This is a genomic window from Leucobacter chinensis (genome assembly GCF_019049105.1).
GTDB classification, from domain to species: domain Bacteria; phylum Actinomycetota; class Actinomycetes; order Actinomycetales; family Microbacteriaceae; genus Leucobacter_A; species Leucobacter_A chinensis.
In genome coordinates, this window is sequence record NZ_JAHQZR010000001.1 from 371,961 (window position 1) to 386,480 (window position 14,520).

Here is a 14,520-nt window from a genome sequence, read left to right on the forward strand (position 1 = left end):
AAGCTGCAACCGCACGCTCCGTATTTACATAAAGCACTAACCCGAAAGGATGACACGTGTCAACCACTTCACGTACGCGTTCACAGACGCGTCTTTCACGCTCACTGGGCATTCCCCTTACTCCTAAGGCGGCAAAGTACCTCGAGCGTCGCCCCTACGGCCCAGGCCAGCACGGCCGCACCAAGCGTAAGAGCGACAGTGACTACGCCGTTCGTCTGCGCGAGAAGCAGCGTCTTCGCGCCCAGTACGGTATTCGCGAGAAGCAGCTCGTTATCGCCTTCAACGAAGCTCGTCGCCAGGATGGTCTGACGGGTGAGAACCTTGTCGAGCTGCTCGAGATGCGCCTTGACGCACTCGTGCTTCGCGCAGGTTTCGCACGTACGACCGCTCAGGCTCGTCAGTTCGTGACGCACCGCCACATTCTCGTTGACGGCAAGATCGTTGACCGCCCTTCATTCCGTGTGAAGCCAGGTCAGCTCATTCACGTCAAGGAGCGCTCAGAGGGCACCGAGCCTTTCCAGGTTGCTGCAGCCGGCGGTCACACCGACGTGCTTCCCGCAGTTCCCGGCTACCTCGAGGTTGAACTCGACAAGCTCCAGGCGCGCCTCGTGCGCCGCCCGAAGCGCGCAGAGGTTCCCGTGACCTGTGAAGTTCAGCTCGTGGTTGAGTTCTACTCAGGCCGCTAAGCATCAGGCTTCAATACAGGGGCATCACCCGTTAGGGTGATGCCCCTGTGTGTTTCTATACTTCACTTCGGGCATACTGCACCCCGTAGAGTGGAGTATGACCACGCATCGGTAACGCAAAGGAATGAACATGCGTAAATTGACTTGGCTCATTACTGGAGTCGGTATTGGTTTTGTTGCCGCTCACTTTGTGAATCAGACGCCCGAGGGGCGAAAGTTTTTCGACCGCATAGGCCAGGGCGCTCGTGAATTCAACGACGCTATGCAAGATGGCTACCGTCAGGGCGGCGAAGCTCTGCTGCAAGATGTTGAAGAAGCTCTGAAGAAGCTCAGAGACAAGGCTGAATGAGGCACCCGGCTGTGGGATAATGGTCGAATGACTAAGAACTCTGCAGCAACGGGAATGAGCACCGCCGAAATTCGTCGACGGTGGCTTTCTTTTTTTGAGCAACGTGGGCACACGGTCGTGCCTTCGGCCTCACTCGTGAGTGACGATCCGACGCTCATGTTTACCGTCGCGGGCATGGTGCCGTTTGTGCCATACCTCTCTGGCATGGTTCCTTCACCTTATGTGCGTGCGACGAGCGTACAGAAGTGCATTCGCACGAACGACATCGAAGAGGTCGGTAAGACCCCGCGCCACGGTACGTTTTTCCAGATGTGCGGCAACTTCTCGTTCGGTGACTACTTCAAAGAAGGAGCGATCACCTTTGCATGGGATCTGCTCACGACGAGTGAAGCAGAGGGCGGGCTCGGCTTCGATCCGGCCGATCTCTGGGTTACGGTCTACGAAGACGACGATGAAGCACATCGCCTCTGGAGCGATATTGCAGGGTTGCCTGACGAGCGTATTCAACGTCTCGGCAAAGACACCAACTACTGGTCAACGGGGCAGCCAGGGCCGGCCGGCCCGTGTTCTGAGATTTTCTTCGACCTCGGTCCTGAATACGGCATTGATGGTGGGCCCGCAACCGACGATGACCGGTATGTCGAGATCTGGAATCTCGTGTTCATGCAGTACTCGGTGACCGATGTGAAGTCGAAGACCGAGTTCACGATCGAGGGTGAACTCCCAAAGAAGAACATAGACACCGGCATGGGGCTCGAGCGCATCGCCTTTATCAAGCAAGGCGTCGAGAACATGTACGAGATCGACCAGGTACGCCCGGTACTCGATCTCACAGCAGAGCTTTCTGGCAAAGCGTACGGCGATAATGACGCCGACGACGTGCGCATGCGCGTCATCGCAGACCATATTCGTTCGGGCCTCATGCTTATTGGTGACGGGGTGACACCCTCAAACGAGGGCCGCGGCTACATTCTTCGCAGGCTTCTTCGCCGCGCGATCCTCTCGCTTCGTCTGCTCGGCGTCTCTGACCCAACGTTTAAGAAGCTGTTTGCCGCATCGTACGAAGCAATGCGCGAGGCCTACCCAGAACTGAACGAGAACTACTCGTTCATTGAGCGTGCAGCCCTCAACGAAGAAGCGACGTTCTTGCGTACGCTCTCGTCTGGCATTGCCATTCTCGACGACGCGGTCACCGAGGCGCGTTCAGCGAAAGAGACGCTGCCCGGCAACACCGCTTTTATGTTGCACGATACCCACGGCTTCCCAATTGAGCTGACGCTTGAGATTGCTGAAGAGGCCGGCATTGAGGTCGACCAGGCTGGCTTTACGACCCTCATGCAAGAGCAGCGAGACCGTGCCAAGGCCGATGCTCTCGCGAAGAAGGGGCAGCGCGCCGACCTCGGAGTCTATAAGACGCTCAGGGCGCTCGGTGAGACGACCTTCCTCGGTTACGACGAGTTTGAACACGAGTCTCGAGTGCTCGGCGTGCTCGTCGACGGACAATCGGTTACTGCGGCATCAGAGGGCGACATCGCCGAGATCGTGCTCGCCGAAACCACGCTGTGGGCTGAGTCTGGTGGCCAGGACTCTGACCATGGTGTGATCGTCGGTGACGGTTTCGAGCTTGAGGTGCTCGACGTGCAAAAGCCCGTGCAGGGGCTCGTCGTGCACACCGTGCGTGTGACCGTCGGTACCGTTGCTGTTGATGATCGCGCGGTGACGAAGGTCGACGCGGCTTATCGACGTGGGGCACAGCAGGCGCACTCGGCGACACACATCATTCACGCCGCGCTACGCGATGTGCTGGGCGATGGCGCGCACCAGGCCGGCAGCTACAACAAGGCCGGCTACATGCGGCTCGACTTTACACACGGCGAGGCCCTCTCGACGACGGCAAAGAGTGAGATCGAAGAGATCGCAAACCTGGCGATTCGCGCTAACCACGAGGTGGTTGCTCGCGAGATGCCGATCGATGATGCAAAGCAACTCGGCGCGATGGCTCTGTTTACCGAGAAGTACGGCGACATTGTGCGGGTTGTCGATATCGGAGGCCCGTGGTCCCGTGAGCTGTGTGCGGGAACGCACGTCTCGAATTCGGCCGAGGTCGGCATGATCAACCTCATCTCAGAGAGCTCGGTGGGTGCGTCAAACCGTCGCGTTGAGTCACTCGTTGGGTTCGAAGCGTTCCAAAACTTCGCCGCTGAGCGCGCCATCGTGCAAGAACTCAGCAGCAACTTGAAGACGCCTCGCGCTGACCTCGTGCAGCGCGTTGCCGAGCTTGGAGCGCAGCTAAAAACGGCCGAGAAGAAAATCGCGCAGCTGCAGGCAGCGCAGCTTGGTGAGCGCATTCCCGAACTCATCTCACAGGCAGAGCGCGTTGGCGACGTGAAGCTCGTGAGCGCTTCGCTTGGAGCGGTCGGCTCAGGTGACGATGTGCGAGGCCTTGCGACCGATATTCGTGACCGTGTTCAGGCCGAAGCGGCCGTCGTCGTTCTCGCGGCAGAGGTCGCTGAGAAACCGGTTCTCATTGCGGCGACCACTCAGGGCGCCCGCGACGCGGGCGTTCGCGCGGGTGACCTCGTGAAGACGGGCGCACGCATTCTTGGCGGTGGTGGCGGCGGTAAGCCAGACCTCGCCCAGGGCGGCGGCACCGACGTGACGCAAATTGACGACGCACTGCTGGCGCTGCGCGAGCAGTTGCGCGGAGCCTAGCCTCGATGCGAGTGGGGGTTCGTCTCGGCATTGACGTCGGTAAAGCACGCATTGGTGTTGCAAAATGCGATGCCCACGGCATGATCGCGACCCCGGTTGAAACGGTGGCTCGCGATCTCGAAGGCTCGACCGATATTGAGCGTATTGGTGCGCTGATCGCAGAGTATGAGGTCATCGAGTGCGTGGTGGGCTTGCCTCTGAATATGCAGGGGCAACACACCGCTTCAACTGACGACGCGCTCGGCTTTGCACACCGGATTGCCGCGCTGGGTACCGACGTCAGGCTCGTCGACGAGCGGCTCTCGACCGTGACCGCCTGGGGTCAGCTACACGCGACCGGAAAAAACCATAAAAAGGGCCGCGGTGTTATTGACCAGGCGGCGGCCGTCGTTATTTTGCAACACGCTATTGATGCTGAACGGTTGCGCGGGGAGCCTACCGGCACCGTGCTGCCCGGCACCCAACAGGAGGAAACCACCTCATGACTCATCGTGCTGAAAAACCCCGAAAAGGAAAACGCGGGTGGATCATTCTGCTCGTCGTTGTCGTCGTGCTCGGTGCCCTCGGGGGCGGCGTGGCCGTGCTCTGGGGCAGCTACGGCGACGCCGTGCTCAAGCGTTTCGGCATGGTCGATAACGACTACCCGGGACCAGGAACCGGCGAGGCCGTCATCACGATTTACGAGGGTGAGCTCGGAGGCGACATCGCCGAGACCCTTGCTGAGGCAGACGTGGTCAAGAGTTCAGAGGCCTTCTACGACCTGTTGATCGAGAAAGCCGACACGGTTTTGATTCCCGGCAGTTATTCCCTTAAGCAGCAGATGAGCGCTGAGGGCGCACTTGAGGCGCTCCTTGACCCTGAGAACCGACTCCAACGCTCAGTGGCTCTGCGCGAGGGGCTCACGGTTGACCAGACGCTTGAGCGGCTTGCAGCGGGCACTGGGGTGCCACTCGAGGAGTTCGAAGAGGCGGCAAAGAACGTTGCTCCGTATGGGCTTCCGGCTGGCGTCACTTCGCTCGAAGGGTGGCTGTTTCCTGCCAACTACGAGTTCGGGCCTGACGATGACGCCTTTGTCATGATCAACACGCTCGTGCAAAAGCAGCGTTCGGTACTCGCATCGTTCGAGGTGAGTGATGAAGACGCTCAGCGCGTGCTCACGACCGCGTCGATCGTTGAGAAGGAGGCCGGAACGCCGAGCGATTTCGGCAAGGTTGCACGCGTTATCGCGAACCGCCTCGACACCGACATGCTGCTGCAAATGGACTCGACCGCGCAGTACGGGTACGGTGAGCATGCCGATGGCAACGTGTGGTCATCGAAGGAAGCGCTCAAAGACGATAACGACTGGAACACCTACGTGCACAAGGGGTTGCCGGTCGGGCCCATCGCCAACCCCGGTGCCAGTGCAATTGAGGCAACACTGAGCCCCGAAGACGGAGATTGGTTGTACTTCGTTGTGTCGCCGGGTGGCACGGGCGAGTCGACGTTCACCTCAAATATGAAAGACCATGAGGCAGCCGTCGACAAGTACCGCAAGTGGTGCAGCGAAACCCCCGATAGCGGGTGCTGATGCGCAGGCTTGCGGTGTTGGGTTCGCCCATTGCTCACTCAAAGTCTCCGCTCATTCACGCGGCTGCATATGCTGAGTTGGGTCTCGACTGGCAGTACGAGCGCATTGAATGTACTGAAACCGAGCTCGCGCCTCTCTTACGTGGGCTAAGTGACGATTGGCTTGGATTTTCGTGCACGATGCCGCTCAAGACGCGTGCGCGTGAACTCGCCGACGTGCTCGACCCCGTCGCTCAGGCGAGTGGCGTTGTCAACACACTCGTGAGGTACGAGGCGGGGTGGATCGGCGCCAACACCGACGTGGGGGGCCTGCGTATGGCCCTCGAGTCACACGGGCTCGATCTGACCCGCACGCTGGTTCTGGGTGCGGGAGCGACCGCGGTTTCGGCGGTGCTTGCCGCTCGCGCTGGCGGAGCGGCAGAGGTGCAGGTCATGGCAAGACGCCCTGAGGCGGCGGCTGCCTTCGGCAATGCCTACGCGGCGGTTCCCGGCACGCTGGGGCAGGAGCCCGTGTGGCGCCCGACGGTGGTCGTGAGTACGCTTCCGGGCCCCGCGGGTATTGGTCTCGCGCTCCCAGAAACGGTAACCCAGGCGCCGCTCTTCGACGTCGCGTACGATCCTTGGCCGTCGCCCCTCAGTGAGTTGTGGGACGCGCGGGGAAGCGACCGCTACCCGGGCATTGACATGCTCATTTTTCAGGCGGTGTTGCAGATTCGGCTGTTCGTGAATGGCTCGACTGAAGCCGAGCTCGAGGGTGAAGGTCGCGTGATTGCCGCTATGCGCGAAGCGGCGGCAAGTTCTGTGGAAGAATAGACAGCATGCTGCGTTGGCTTACTGCTGGAGAATCACACGGACCCGAACTGATTGCTGTTCTTGAGGGCATGCCCGCTGGGCTGCCCATCACGATGCAAGAGATCAGAGATGACCTTGCGCGTCGCAAGCTCGGTTATGGCCGTGGCTCACGAATGAAATTTGAACAGGACGAACTCTCGCTCTCGGGAGGTGTTGTGCAGGGCCGAAGCATTGGTGGCCCGATCGCGATTCGCGTTGGCAACACCGAGTGGGCGAAATGGGTCGAGGTGATGAGCGCCGAGCCGACCGAGCTCTCAGAGAAGTCCCGCGGCCGTGGGGCGGCGCTGACGCGCCCGCGCCCGGGCCACGCCGACCTCGTCGGTATGCAAAAGTACGGCTTTGATGAGGCCCGCCCTGTGCTTGAGCGCGCCAGCGCTCGCGAGACTGCCGCGAGGGTTGCTCTTGGCGCAGTAGCGAAGGCCTTCCTACGAGAGCTCGGGGTCGAGCTCGTGAGCCATACGGTTGCGATTGGGCCCGTGCAGGTTCCCGCCGGCACACCGCTTCCGGTCCCGGGCGATGTTGAACGACTCGATGCCGATCCGCTTCGCTGCTTCGACGAAGCGACGAGCGCGTTGATGGTTACCGAAGTCGACGAGACGAAGAAGTCGGGCGACACCGTTGGCGGCATCGTCGAGGTGATCGCTTACGGCTTGCCCGCTGGGCTCGGCTCCTACGTGCACTGGGATCGCCGCATCGACAGCAAACTCGCCGCCGCGATCATGGGCATCCAGGCGATTAAAGGCGTTGAGTTTGGCGACGGCTTCGAGACCACGCGTCGCCGCGGTTCAGTGGCGCACGATGAGCTGCACATGCGTGACGGCAAGATCGTTCGTGAGACCGATCGCGCCGGTGGCATCGAGGGTGGCATGACCACGGGTCAGCCGCTTCGGGTGCGCGCGGGCATGAAGCCTATCGCGACAGTTCCTCACGCGCTGCCGACGATTGACATTGCGACGGGCGAGCAAGCGAAGGCCCACCACCAGCGCAGCGACGTGTGTGCGGTTCCGGCCGCGGGCGTTGTGGCCGAGGCGATGGTTGCCCTGACGCTTGCCGACGCGATGGTCGAGAAGTTCGGCGGCGACAGCGTTGCCGAGACGAAGCGCAATCTCGACGCGTACCTCGCGAACATTCCCGAGACGCTCAGCACGGCAGGGGAACAGTGAGCCCTTCCCGCCGACGTGCTTCACGCCCCGCGGGGCCCCCTCAGCAGCGCCCGGTGCCGTCGCCGCCACCACTCGTGCAGGGCAACCCCGATGTGCTCGGGCTTGACCGGGCGGTCGTGCTCGTCGGCCCGATGGCGGCGGGTAAGACGAGTCTCGGCAAGCGACTCGCGCGTGCGCTCAACATTCCGTTTGTTGACTCTGACGCCCGCATCGTGCAGCAGCACGGAGTGATCACGCAGATCTTCGAGCAGCAGGGCGAGAGCGCGTTTCGCGAGATGGAGGCGACGGTCATCGCGGCAGAGCTCGCGCGCAAAGGCCCCAGGGTGCTTGCACTCGGCGGGGGAGCGGTGCTCACTGAGCGCACCAGGCAGCTGCTTCGCAACCACCCGGTGCTGCTGCTCATGACGACCGAGAAAGCCGTGCTCAAAACCGCGAATCTTTCGCGCAGGCCCCTGCTCAAAAACGATCCAGGGGCGTGGCAGCGCATTCTCGACCAACGCAGGCCCCTCTACGAAGAGGTCGCCGACGTGACCTTTCGAACTGACCGCTTCTCGCAGAGTGCACTCACCGAGGTTGCGGCAAACTGGATTACGACGTGGGCGAGCGAGCATCTCGTCGACACCCTCCCGACGAACGACGAAGATAAAGAGGCATAGTGACTGACGCAACCCGTATTCAGGTGACCGGAGAAACCCGCTACGACGTGGTCGTCGGGCACGGGCTGCAGGCCGAGGTCGTGAGCGCTCTCGGGCCTCAGGTTGCAAAGGTGCTCATCGTACACACCGGGTCGGTTGGGCGTATCGCCGAAGAGCTACGCGTCGCGCTCTCTGAGACGTACCATCAGGTACTCATCGCCGAGATTCCCGACGCTGAGAATTCGAAGCGTGTCGAGGTCGCGGCTTTCTGCTGGACGTTGCTCGGCCAGGCTGACTTCACGCGCAGCGACGCGATTATTGGCATTGGCGGGGGTGCGGCAACTGACCTTGCGGGCTTCGTCGCGGCAACCTGGCTTCGCGGCGTCAAGCTCGTGCAGATTCCGACGACCGTGATCGGCGCGGTTGACGCCGCGCTCGGTGGCAAGACCGGCATCAACACCGCCGAGGGCAAGAACCTCGTCGGTGTCTTTTACCCACCGGCACGGGTCATCTGCGATCTCGATCACCTACAGACCCTGCCCGACAACGAGATTCGCGCGGGATTCGCCGAGGTCGTCAAGTGCGGATTCATTGAAGATCCGCGCATTCTCGAAATCATCGAGGCCGACGTCGACGTCGCGACCAACCCGTCGAGCCCCGAGTTTCGCGAGCTCATCGAGCGCACCATCGCGGTCAAGGCCGCGGTCGTGAGCGAAGACTTCACCGAAACCGGAGTGCGCGAGAACCTCAATTACGGGCACACGCTCGGCCACGCGATCGAGCACGCCGAGCGCTACCAGTGGCGCCACGGTGTCGCTGTCTCGATCGGCATGATGTTTGCCGCAGAGCTCGGCCGCCTCGCCGGTTCGCTCTCAGACGAGGTCGTCGACCGCCACAAGGCGATTCTTACCTCGCTCGGCTTGCCGGTGACCTACGGTGCCGGCCGCTGGGAAGGGCTACTCGCGACGATGCAGCGCGACAAGAAGGCGCGCGCGGGCATGCTGCGTTTCATCGTGCTCGATGACATTGGCAAGCCACGCGTGCTCGCGGGCGTCGACCCCTCAATGCTGCAGTTCGCATACCAGGCAATCGGGAGCTAGGGGCAGCCATGCAAGAGATTCTCGTTCTCAACGGCCCAAACCTGGGCATGCTCGGCGCACGCGAACCCGAGGTGTACGGCCACGCGACGCTCGATGACCTGCGTGAGCTGCTTGAAGCGCGCAAGACCGCAGAGCAACGCGTTGAGGTGCGCCAGACTGACGACGAGGCAGAGCTCATCGGGTGGATCCACGAGGCTTTTCGCCGTGGTTGCGACGTGATTCTCAACCCGGCGGCATTCACGCACTACTCGTACGGTCTGCGCGACGCGGTAGCGATGCTGCAGGGTACCTCGCGGCTCATCGAGGTGCACATCTCGAACCCGCACACTCGCGAGGCTTTTCGGCACATGAGTACCATTAGCGGCGTGGCAACCGGCGTGATCGCTGGCTTTGGGTTTCAATCGTATGTGCTCGCTCTCAGCGCGCTCACCGACTGAGCCGCTACGATAGGGTGTCGCATTTTTTCAATCGAACACATGATCTTGGAGACGAAACATGGCAACCTCGAACGATATTAAGAACGGTACCGTCATTAAAGACAGCGGCCAGCTCTGGAGCGTTGTTGAGTTTCAACACGTAAAGCCGGGCAAGGGTGGCGCGTTCGTTCGCACCAAGCAGAAGAACATCGTCTCGGGCAAGATCATCGACAAGACCTACAACGCCGGTGCAAAGATCGAGACGGCCACCGTTGACCGCCGCGATTTCCAGTACCTCTACAAAGATGGCGCTGACTTCGTGTTCATGGACCTTTCTGACTACGATCAGCTCACGGTTCCCGCCGTTGTTGTCGGCGACGCCGAGAACTACATGCTCGAAAACCTCAACGTGCAGATCGGCATGCACGAGGGTGAGCCCCTGTACATCGAGCTGCCAGCATCGGTCATTCTCGAGGTGACCTACACTGAGCCAGGCCTGCAGGGCGACCGCTCGACCGGTGGCACGAAGCCCGCAAAGGTCGAGACGGGCTACGAGATTCAGGTTCCCCTCTTCCTCGAGACCGGTACCAAGGTCAAGATCGATACGCGCACGGGCGACTACCTCGGTCGCGTCAACGATTAATCGCTAACCGTTGAGCGCACGAACGAAAGCGCGCAAGCGCGCACTAGACATGCTGTTTCAGGCTGACCTGCGAGAAATCGAGATTCCCCAGGTCATTGAGGCCGAAGCCAGACGTGCAGCACAGGAGCCCGATCGCATGGGCTCCTGGCTGTACGCCCGAGAGATCACCGACGGTGTTCACGACCACGGCGAAGAGATCGACGCTCTCATCGTGAAGTACGCCGAGGGCTGGTCACTCGAACGAATGCCTCACGTTGACCGGGCGCTCCTGCGCCTCGCCAGCTGGGAGATCTTGTATAACGACGAGGTTCCCGCCGCAGTGGCCATCACCGAGGCGGTTCTTCTCGCACAGGAGTACTCGACCGACGATTCAAGCCGTTTCATTAACGGCGTGCTGGGAAATATCGCGACACACGCTGAATGATCGGCGCTCTTCGGCTATAGTTTTTACGGTAAGCACTTCTTTAAACCCGTCCTGTGAGGCGGAGAAGGGGGCTCTGGTTGTGTATACGCGAACGGTGCTCGAAGGTGCCGAGATTACTCGCGCACTTCGCAGAATCTCACACGAGATCATAGAAGCAAACAAGGGCCCCCACGGGCTGCTGCTGGTTGGCATACCCACGCGCGGGGTCGCTCTCGCGCATCGCATCGCCCAGCACATCGAACAGATCGAGGGAGTAACGGTTCCCGTCGGCTCGCTCGACGTCACGATGTACCGTGACGACCTCGACCGCCACCCGACAAGAGTCACGGGCCCGACCGACATGCCCGCCGAGGGCGTTGACGGCATTACCGTCGTGCTCGTCGACGATGTTCTGTTCTCGGGCCGCACGGTGCGTGCTGCGCTCGATGCCCTAGGCGACCACGGCCGCCCCGTTGCCGTGCGGCTCGCCTCCCTCATTGACCGGGGCCACCGCGAGCTCCCGATTCGGGCCGACTACATCGGCAAGAACCTTCCGAGTGCCAAGAGCGAGCGCATTCAGGTGCACCTCGTCGAGCACGACGGCATCGACCAGGTCACGATCTCATCGACCGAGGCGGCAGGGGAGGCCGAGGCATGAAGCATCTACTCGACACGAGAACGCTTGGCTGCGACGCAGCGCTGCGCATTCTCGACACGGCCGAAGACATGGCTGCGACCCAGCATCGCGAGGTCAAGAAGCTGCCCACACTGCGCGGCAAGTCTGTCGTGAACCTCTTCTTCGAAGATTCGACGCGCACCCGCATCTCATTCGAGGCCGCCGCGAAGCGCTTGAGCGCCGACGTGATCAACTTCAGCGCTAAGGGCTCGTCGGTGTCGAAGGGCGAGTCGCTCAAAGACACCGCGCAAACGCTGCAGGCCATCGGCGCCGACGGCGTCGTCATTCGTCACCACGCCTCGGGCGCTCCGCAGCGCCTCGCAGAGTCGGGGTGGATCGAGGCCGGCGTCCTGAACGCTGGCGACGGAACGCACGAACACCCAACCCAGGCGCTGCTTGACGCTTTCACGCTGCGCAAACGCCTCTTCGGTGCCCAGAGTCGTGGGCGTGATCTCGACGGAATCTCTGTCGCGATTGTTGGCGACATTGCCCACTCACGGGTCGCGAGGTCAAATCTCTGGCTTCTCACGACGCTCGGCGCCCATGTGACGCTCGTCGCCCCTGAGACCCTGCAACCCTATGGTGTGCGGGCGTGGCCTGCGACGATTCGACACTCGCTCGACGAGGCGATTCGCGAAGACGCCCCAGACGTCGTCATGATGCTGCGCATTCAGGGGGAGCGCATGCACCACGCGTTCTTCCCGAACGAGCGCGAGTACGCGCGCAACTGGGGCCTTGATGACCGCAGGTTTGCAGCGCTCCCAGAGCACTCACTCATCATGCACCCGGGGCCTATGAACCGTGGCCTCGAAATTTCATCTGCCGCAGCCGACTCTGATCGATCGACCGTGCTCGATCAGGTTTCGAGTGGCGTATCGGTTCGTATGGCGGCACTGTACCTGCTGCTTTCAGGAGACAAGGAGCAAACGCATGCCTAACGCGGGCCAGATACTGATTACCAACGTCACGAGGGCGCAAGACCTCACCGAGGCTGGCAAGAGCGTCGGCGATGCCGAGACCGTCGACATCCTGGTCGATGGTGGCCGCATCGTTCGCGTGGGCCGGGCAATTGAGAGCGCCGAGGCGCGAGTCATCGACGCAACGGGGCTCATCGCGATGACGGGGCTCGTTGATCTGCACACACACCTTCGCGAGCCGGGTTTCGAGCAGTCTGAGACCGTGTTGACGGGAACCAGGGCCGCCGCCGCAGGTGGCTTCACGACCGTCTACGCCATGGCCAACACCATGCCCGTTTCTGACACCGCGGGCGTCGTTGAGCAGGTACAAGCCCTTGGCCAGGCCGCAGGGTACGCCACGGTGCGCCCGATCGGTGCGGTCACGGCGGGGCTTGAGGGTGAGCGCCTCAGCGAGATCGGCGCTATGGCGCAGTCACGCGCAGGCGTGACCGTCTTTTCTGACGACGGCAAGTGCGTTCACGACTCGCTGCTCATGCGTCGAGCTCTTGAGTACGTGAAAACGTTCGATGGGGTCATCGCGCAACACGCGCAGGATCCGCGTCTCACCGAGAATGCCCAGATGAACGAGGGTGAGCTCTCGAGCCAGCTTGGCCTCGCCGGTTGGCCTGCCGTTGCCGAGGAATCGATTATCGCGCGCGACGTCCTGCTCGCAGAGCACATCGGGGCGCGACTGCACATCTGCCACCTCTCAACCGCAGGCTCGGTCGAGGTCGTGCGCTGGGCTAAGGAGCGCGGCGTGAACGTCACCGCCGAGGTGACGCCTCACCACCTCATTCTTACCGAAGACAAAGCCGTGAGCTACGACCCGATCTTCAAGGTGAACCCGCCGCTTCGCCGCGATGCCGACGTAAAAGCGTTGAGGCGAGCGGTTGCCGACGGCATTATCGACATCATCGCCACTGACCACGCACCGCACCCCAGTGAAACCAAGGAGTGTGAGTGGGACTCGGCGGCGTTTGGCATGGTCGGCCTCGAATCGGCGCTGCCCATCGCGATGCTCACGCTTATTGACGAAGGCACCGTGAGTTGGCAGCGGCTCGAACAGCTGCTCTCACACACCCCGGCCTCCATCGGCAAACTCGAGGGGCACCCAGCGTCGCTCGACGAGGGAGAGGTCGCTGACCTCGTGCTCGTCGATCCGAGCGCGTCGAGCACCTTCAGCGTTGCCGACCTCAAGGGGCTCAGCCTGAACTCGCCGTTTCTCGGCATGCAACTTCCCGGGCGGGTGCACACCACCATTCGCCACGGGTACCTCACCCTCGATCAAGGTGTGCTCGTTGACGAAGCAACGGTCGCCCAGGCAGCAAAGGAGAACCTCTCATGAATTTCTTCACGTCGACGCTCGTATTGGTGGCTCTGACCGCGCTGCTCTTCTGGCTCATGTGGCGAAGCTGGCGACGACGTGGCAGACGCGACGCCGATCTCGCTCCGATCGAGACCACGCTCACTGGCGACACCATCGCATCGTTTGACCGCGTGTTCTACGTAGCAACCACCCCGCAAGGTGCGCCGCTCGAACGCGTCGCTGTTCCCGGTCTCGCTTTTCGCGGCTGGGCTCAGGTCGCCGTTCGTACCGACGGGCTTGAGGTACAGGTCACGGGTGAAGACCCCGTGGTCATCGCACGCGAGGCCATCACGGGCGAGACGCTCGCTCAGCTCACCATCGACAAGGTTGTAGAGCACGACGGGCTCTCAAACCTCGAGTGGGTCTCACCACGAGGCGCCCTCGCGACGAGCTTTCGTTTCAGCACGCCGCACCAACAACACGAATTTGCTGAGAGCATCGCTCGAATGCTCAACCAGCACCCCAACTCAACAACCGCTCGCTCACTAGAGGAGGCTTAAATGACCGCCACGACCACATCAAGCGCCGTACTCGTACTCGCCGATGGCACCCGCTTTGAGGGCCGCGCATACGGCTCAGTCGGACGAAGTGTTGGCACTTTGCGGCTCGATGTAGCCCCCACCGGATACCTCGAGACACTCACTGACCCGAAGGTCGCCGGAGAGATTGTCGTCTTCGCGACGCCGCACATCGGTGCGACCGGTGTGAACGACGAAGACGCGGTTTCGTCACGCATCGAGGCCGCTGGTCTCGTTGTGCGCGACCCGGCTCGCCGCGTCTCAAATTTTCGCGCAACCCGCAGCCTCGATGACGATCTCGCCCGCGACGAAGTCGTCGGCATCTCAGGCATCGACACCCGCGCGCTGACGCGCCGCATCGCGGCAGCAGACAGCCCGCTTCGCGCAGGCATCTTCTCGGGAGCAGACGCACAGCTCTCAGACGCCGAGCTCGCAACCATCGTCAACACCGCCGCGTAGAACCAGCAGCACAGGAG

17 protein-coding genes are annotated in these 14,520 nt (G+C 61.9%); all 17 read left to right on the plus strand.

The features are described 5' to 3' along the window. The first annotated feature begins 56 nt into the window (after positions 1-56). The 17 genes from rpsD to KTJ78_RS01805 all read left to right on the plus strand — a co-directional run bounded on the left by rpsD (position 57) and on the right by KTJ78_RS01805 (position 14,503). Complete coding sequence (gene rpsD / locus KTJ78_RS01725; RefSeq protein WP_217132058.1) at positions 57-686, plus strand: 30S ribosomal protein S4; 630 nt, start codon at positions 57-59, stop codon at positions 684-686. Between the two features lie 130 nt (positions 687-816). Continuing rightward, positions 817-1,035 (plus strand): hypothetical protein, encoded by a 219-nt coding sequence (locus KTJ78_RS01730; RefSeq protein WP_217132060.1) that lies wholly within the window; start codon positions 817-819, stop codon positions 1,033-1,035. A 54-nt stretch (positions 1,036-1,089) separates the two neighbouring features. Beyond that, positions 1,090-3,747, plus strand: a complete 2,658-nt coding sequence (gene alaS, locus KTJ78_RS01735; RefSeq protein WP_217132166.1) for an alanine--tRNA ligase — start codon at positions 1,090-1,092, stop codon at positions 3,745-3,747. Positions 3,748-3,752: 5 nt separating this feature from the next. Further along, the gene (gene ruvX, locus KTJ78_RS01740; RefSeq protein WP_217132062.1) at positions 3,753-4,232 is read left to right on the plus strand and encodes a Holliday junction resolvase RuvX; all 480 of its coding nucleotides are present in this window, start codon (positions 3,753-3,755) and stop codon (positions 4,230-4,232) included. Then, complete coding sequence (gene mltG, locus KTJ78_RS01745) at positions 4,229-5,317, plus strand: endolytic transglycosylase MltG (RefSeq protein ID WP_217132064.1); 1,089 nt, start codon at positions 4,229-4,231, stop codon at positions 5,315-5,317. The genes ruvX and mltG overlap by 4 nt, the downstream gene beginning before the upstream one ends. Further along, positions 5,317-6,129, plus strand: coding sequence for a shikimate dehydrogenase family protein (locus KTJ78_RS01750; RefSeq protein WP_254259234.1), 813 nt, complete (start codon positions 5,317-5,319; stop codon positions 6,127-6,129). The genes mltG and KTJ78_RS01750 overlap by 1 nt, the downstream gene beginning before the upstream one ends. Before the next feature lie 5 nt (positions 6,130-6,134). Then, positions 6,135-7,331, plus strand: a complete 1,197-nt coding sequence (gene aroC, locus KTJ78_RS01755) for a chorismate synthase (protein WP_217132068.1) — start codon at positions 6,135-6,137, stop codon at positions 7,329-7,331. Between the two features lie 53 nt (positions 7,332-7,384). Further along, positions 7,385-7,987 (plus strand): shikimate kinase, encoded by a 603-nt coding sequence (locus tag KTJ78_RS01760; RefSeq protein ID WP_369807928.1) that lies wholly within the window; start codon positions 7,385-7,387, stop codon positions 7,985-7,987. After that, positions 7,987-9,066, plus strand: a complete 1,080-nt coding sequence (gene aroB / locus KTJ78_RS01765) for a 3-dehydroquinate synthase (RefSeq protein ID WP_217132071.1) — start codon at positions 7,987-7,989, stop codon at positions 9,064-9,066. Before KTJ78_RS01760 ends, aroB begins: the two co-directional genes overlap by 1 nt. Positions 9,067-9,074: 8 nt before the next feature. Beyond that, positions 9,075-9,503, plus strand: a complete 429-nt coding sequence (locus KTJ78_RS01770; protein ID WP_217132073.1) for a type II 3-dehydroquinate dehydratase — start codon at positions 9,075-9,077, stop codon at positions 9,501-9,503. Positions 9,504-9,561: 58 nt separating this feature from the next. Continuing rightward, positions 9,562-10,125: an elongation factor P gene (gene efp / locus KTJ78_RS01775; protein ID WP_217132074.1), complete on the plus strand. Its 564-nt coding sequence runs from the start codon at positions 9,562-9,564 to the stop codon at positions 10,123-10,125. Between the two features lie 10 nt (positions 10,126-10,135). Next, complete coding sequence (gene nusB, locus KTJ78_RS01780) at positions 10,136-10,549, plus strand: transcription antitermination factor NusB (RefSeq protein ID WP_217132075.1); 414 nt, start codon at positions 10,136-10,138, stop codon at positions 10,547-10,549. A 79-nt stretch (positions 10,550-10,628) separates the two neighbouring features. Continuing rightward, positions 10,629-11,186 carry a bifunctional pyr operon transcriptional regulator/uracil phosphoribosyltransferase PyrR gene (pyrR, locus tag KTJ78_RS01785; protein ID WP_217132076.1) on the plus strand — a complete coding sequence of 186 codons (558 nt, stop codon included), beginning with the start codon at positions 10,629-10,631 and terminating at the stop codon, positions 11,184-11,186. After that, on the plus strand, positions 11,183-12,142 hold the full coding sequence (locus tag KTJ78_RS01790; RefSeq protein ID WP_217132077.1) for an aspartate carbamoyltransferase catalytic subunit: 960 nt from the start codon (positions 11,183-11,185) through the stop codon (positions 12,140-12,142). The genes pyrR and KTJ78_RS01790 overlap by 4 nt, the downstream gene beginning before the upstream one ends. Continuing rightward, positions 12,135-13,505 carry a dihydroorotase gene (locus KTJ78_RS01795; protein WP_217132078.1) on the plus strand — a complete coding sequence of 457 codons (1,371 nt, stop codon included), beginning with the start codon at positions 12,135-12,137 and terminating at the stop codon, positions 13,503-13,505. The genes KTJ78_RS01790 and KTJ78_RS01795 overlap by 8 nt, the downstream gene beginning before the upstream one ends. Next, on the plus strand, positions 13,502-14,026 hold the full coding sequence (locus KTJ78_RS01800) for a PH-like domain-containing protein (RefSeq protein ID WP_217132079.1): 525 nt from the start codon (positions 13,502-13,504) through the stop codon (positions 14,024-14,026). Before KTJ78_RS01795 ends, KTJ78_RS01800 begins: the two co-directional genes overlap by 4 nt. Then, entirely contained in the window at positions 14,027-14,503 is a 477-nt protein-coding gene (locus tag KTJ78_RS01805) for a carbamoyl-phosphate synthase domain-containing protein (protein WP_217132081.1), read from the plus strand. It abuts the gene before it with no gap. Positions 14,504-14,520 lie beyond the last annotated feature (17 nt).

What these genes read in the sequence shown, in the direction of transcription:
- KTJ78_RS01730 (WP_217132060.1), top strand. Translation starts at nt 817, where the DNA reads ATGCGTAAATTGACTTGGCTCATTACTGGAGTCGGTATTGGTTTTGTT.
- alaS (WP_217132166.1), top strand. Translation starts at nt 1,090, where the DNA reads ATGAGCACCGCCGAAATTCGTCGACGGTGGCTTTCTTTTTTTGAGCAA.
- ruvX (WP_217132062.1), top strand. Translation starts at nt 3,753, where the DNA reads ATGCGAGTGGGGGTTCGTCTCGGCATTGACGTCGGTAAAGCACGCATT.
- mltG (WP_217132064.1), top strand. Translation starts at nt 4,229, where the DNA reads ATGACTCATCGTGCTGAAAAACCCCGAAAAGGAAAACGCGGGTGGATC.
- KTJ78_RS01750 (WP_254259234.1), top strand. Translation starts at nt 5,317, where the DNA reads ATGCGCAGGCTTGCGGTGTTGGGTTCGCCCATTGCTCACTCAAAGTCT.
- aroC (WP_217132068.1), top strand. Translation starts at nt 6,135, where the DNA reads ATGCTGCGTTGGCTTACTGCTGGAGAATCACACGGACCCGAACTGATT.
- KTJ78_RS01770 (WP_217132073.1), top strand. Translation starts at nt 9,075, where the DNA reads ATGCAAGAGATTCTCGTTCTCAACGGCCCAAACCTGGGCATGCTCGGC.
- efp (WP_217132074.1), top strand. Translation starts at nt 9,562, where the DNA reads ATGGCAACCTCGAACGATATTAAGAACGGTACCGTCATTAAAGACAGC.
- KTJ78_RS01790 (WP_217132077.1), top strand. Translation starts at nt 11,183, where the DNA reads ATGAAGCATCTACTCGACACGAGAACGCTTGGCTGCGACGCAGCGCTG.
- KTJ78_RS01795 (WP_217132078.1), top strand. Translation starts at nt 12,135, where the DNA reads ATGCCTAACGCGGGCCAGATACTGATTACCAACGTCACGAGGGCGCAA.
- KTJ78_RS01800 (WP_217132079.1), top strand. Translation starts at nt 13,502, where the DNA reads ATGAATTTCTTCACGTCGACGCTCGTATTGGTGGCTCTGACCGCGCTG.
- KTJ78_RS01805 (WP_217132081.1), top strand. Translation starts at nt 14,027, where the DNA reads ATGACCGCCACGACCACATCAAGCGCCGTACTCGTACTCGCCGATGGC.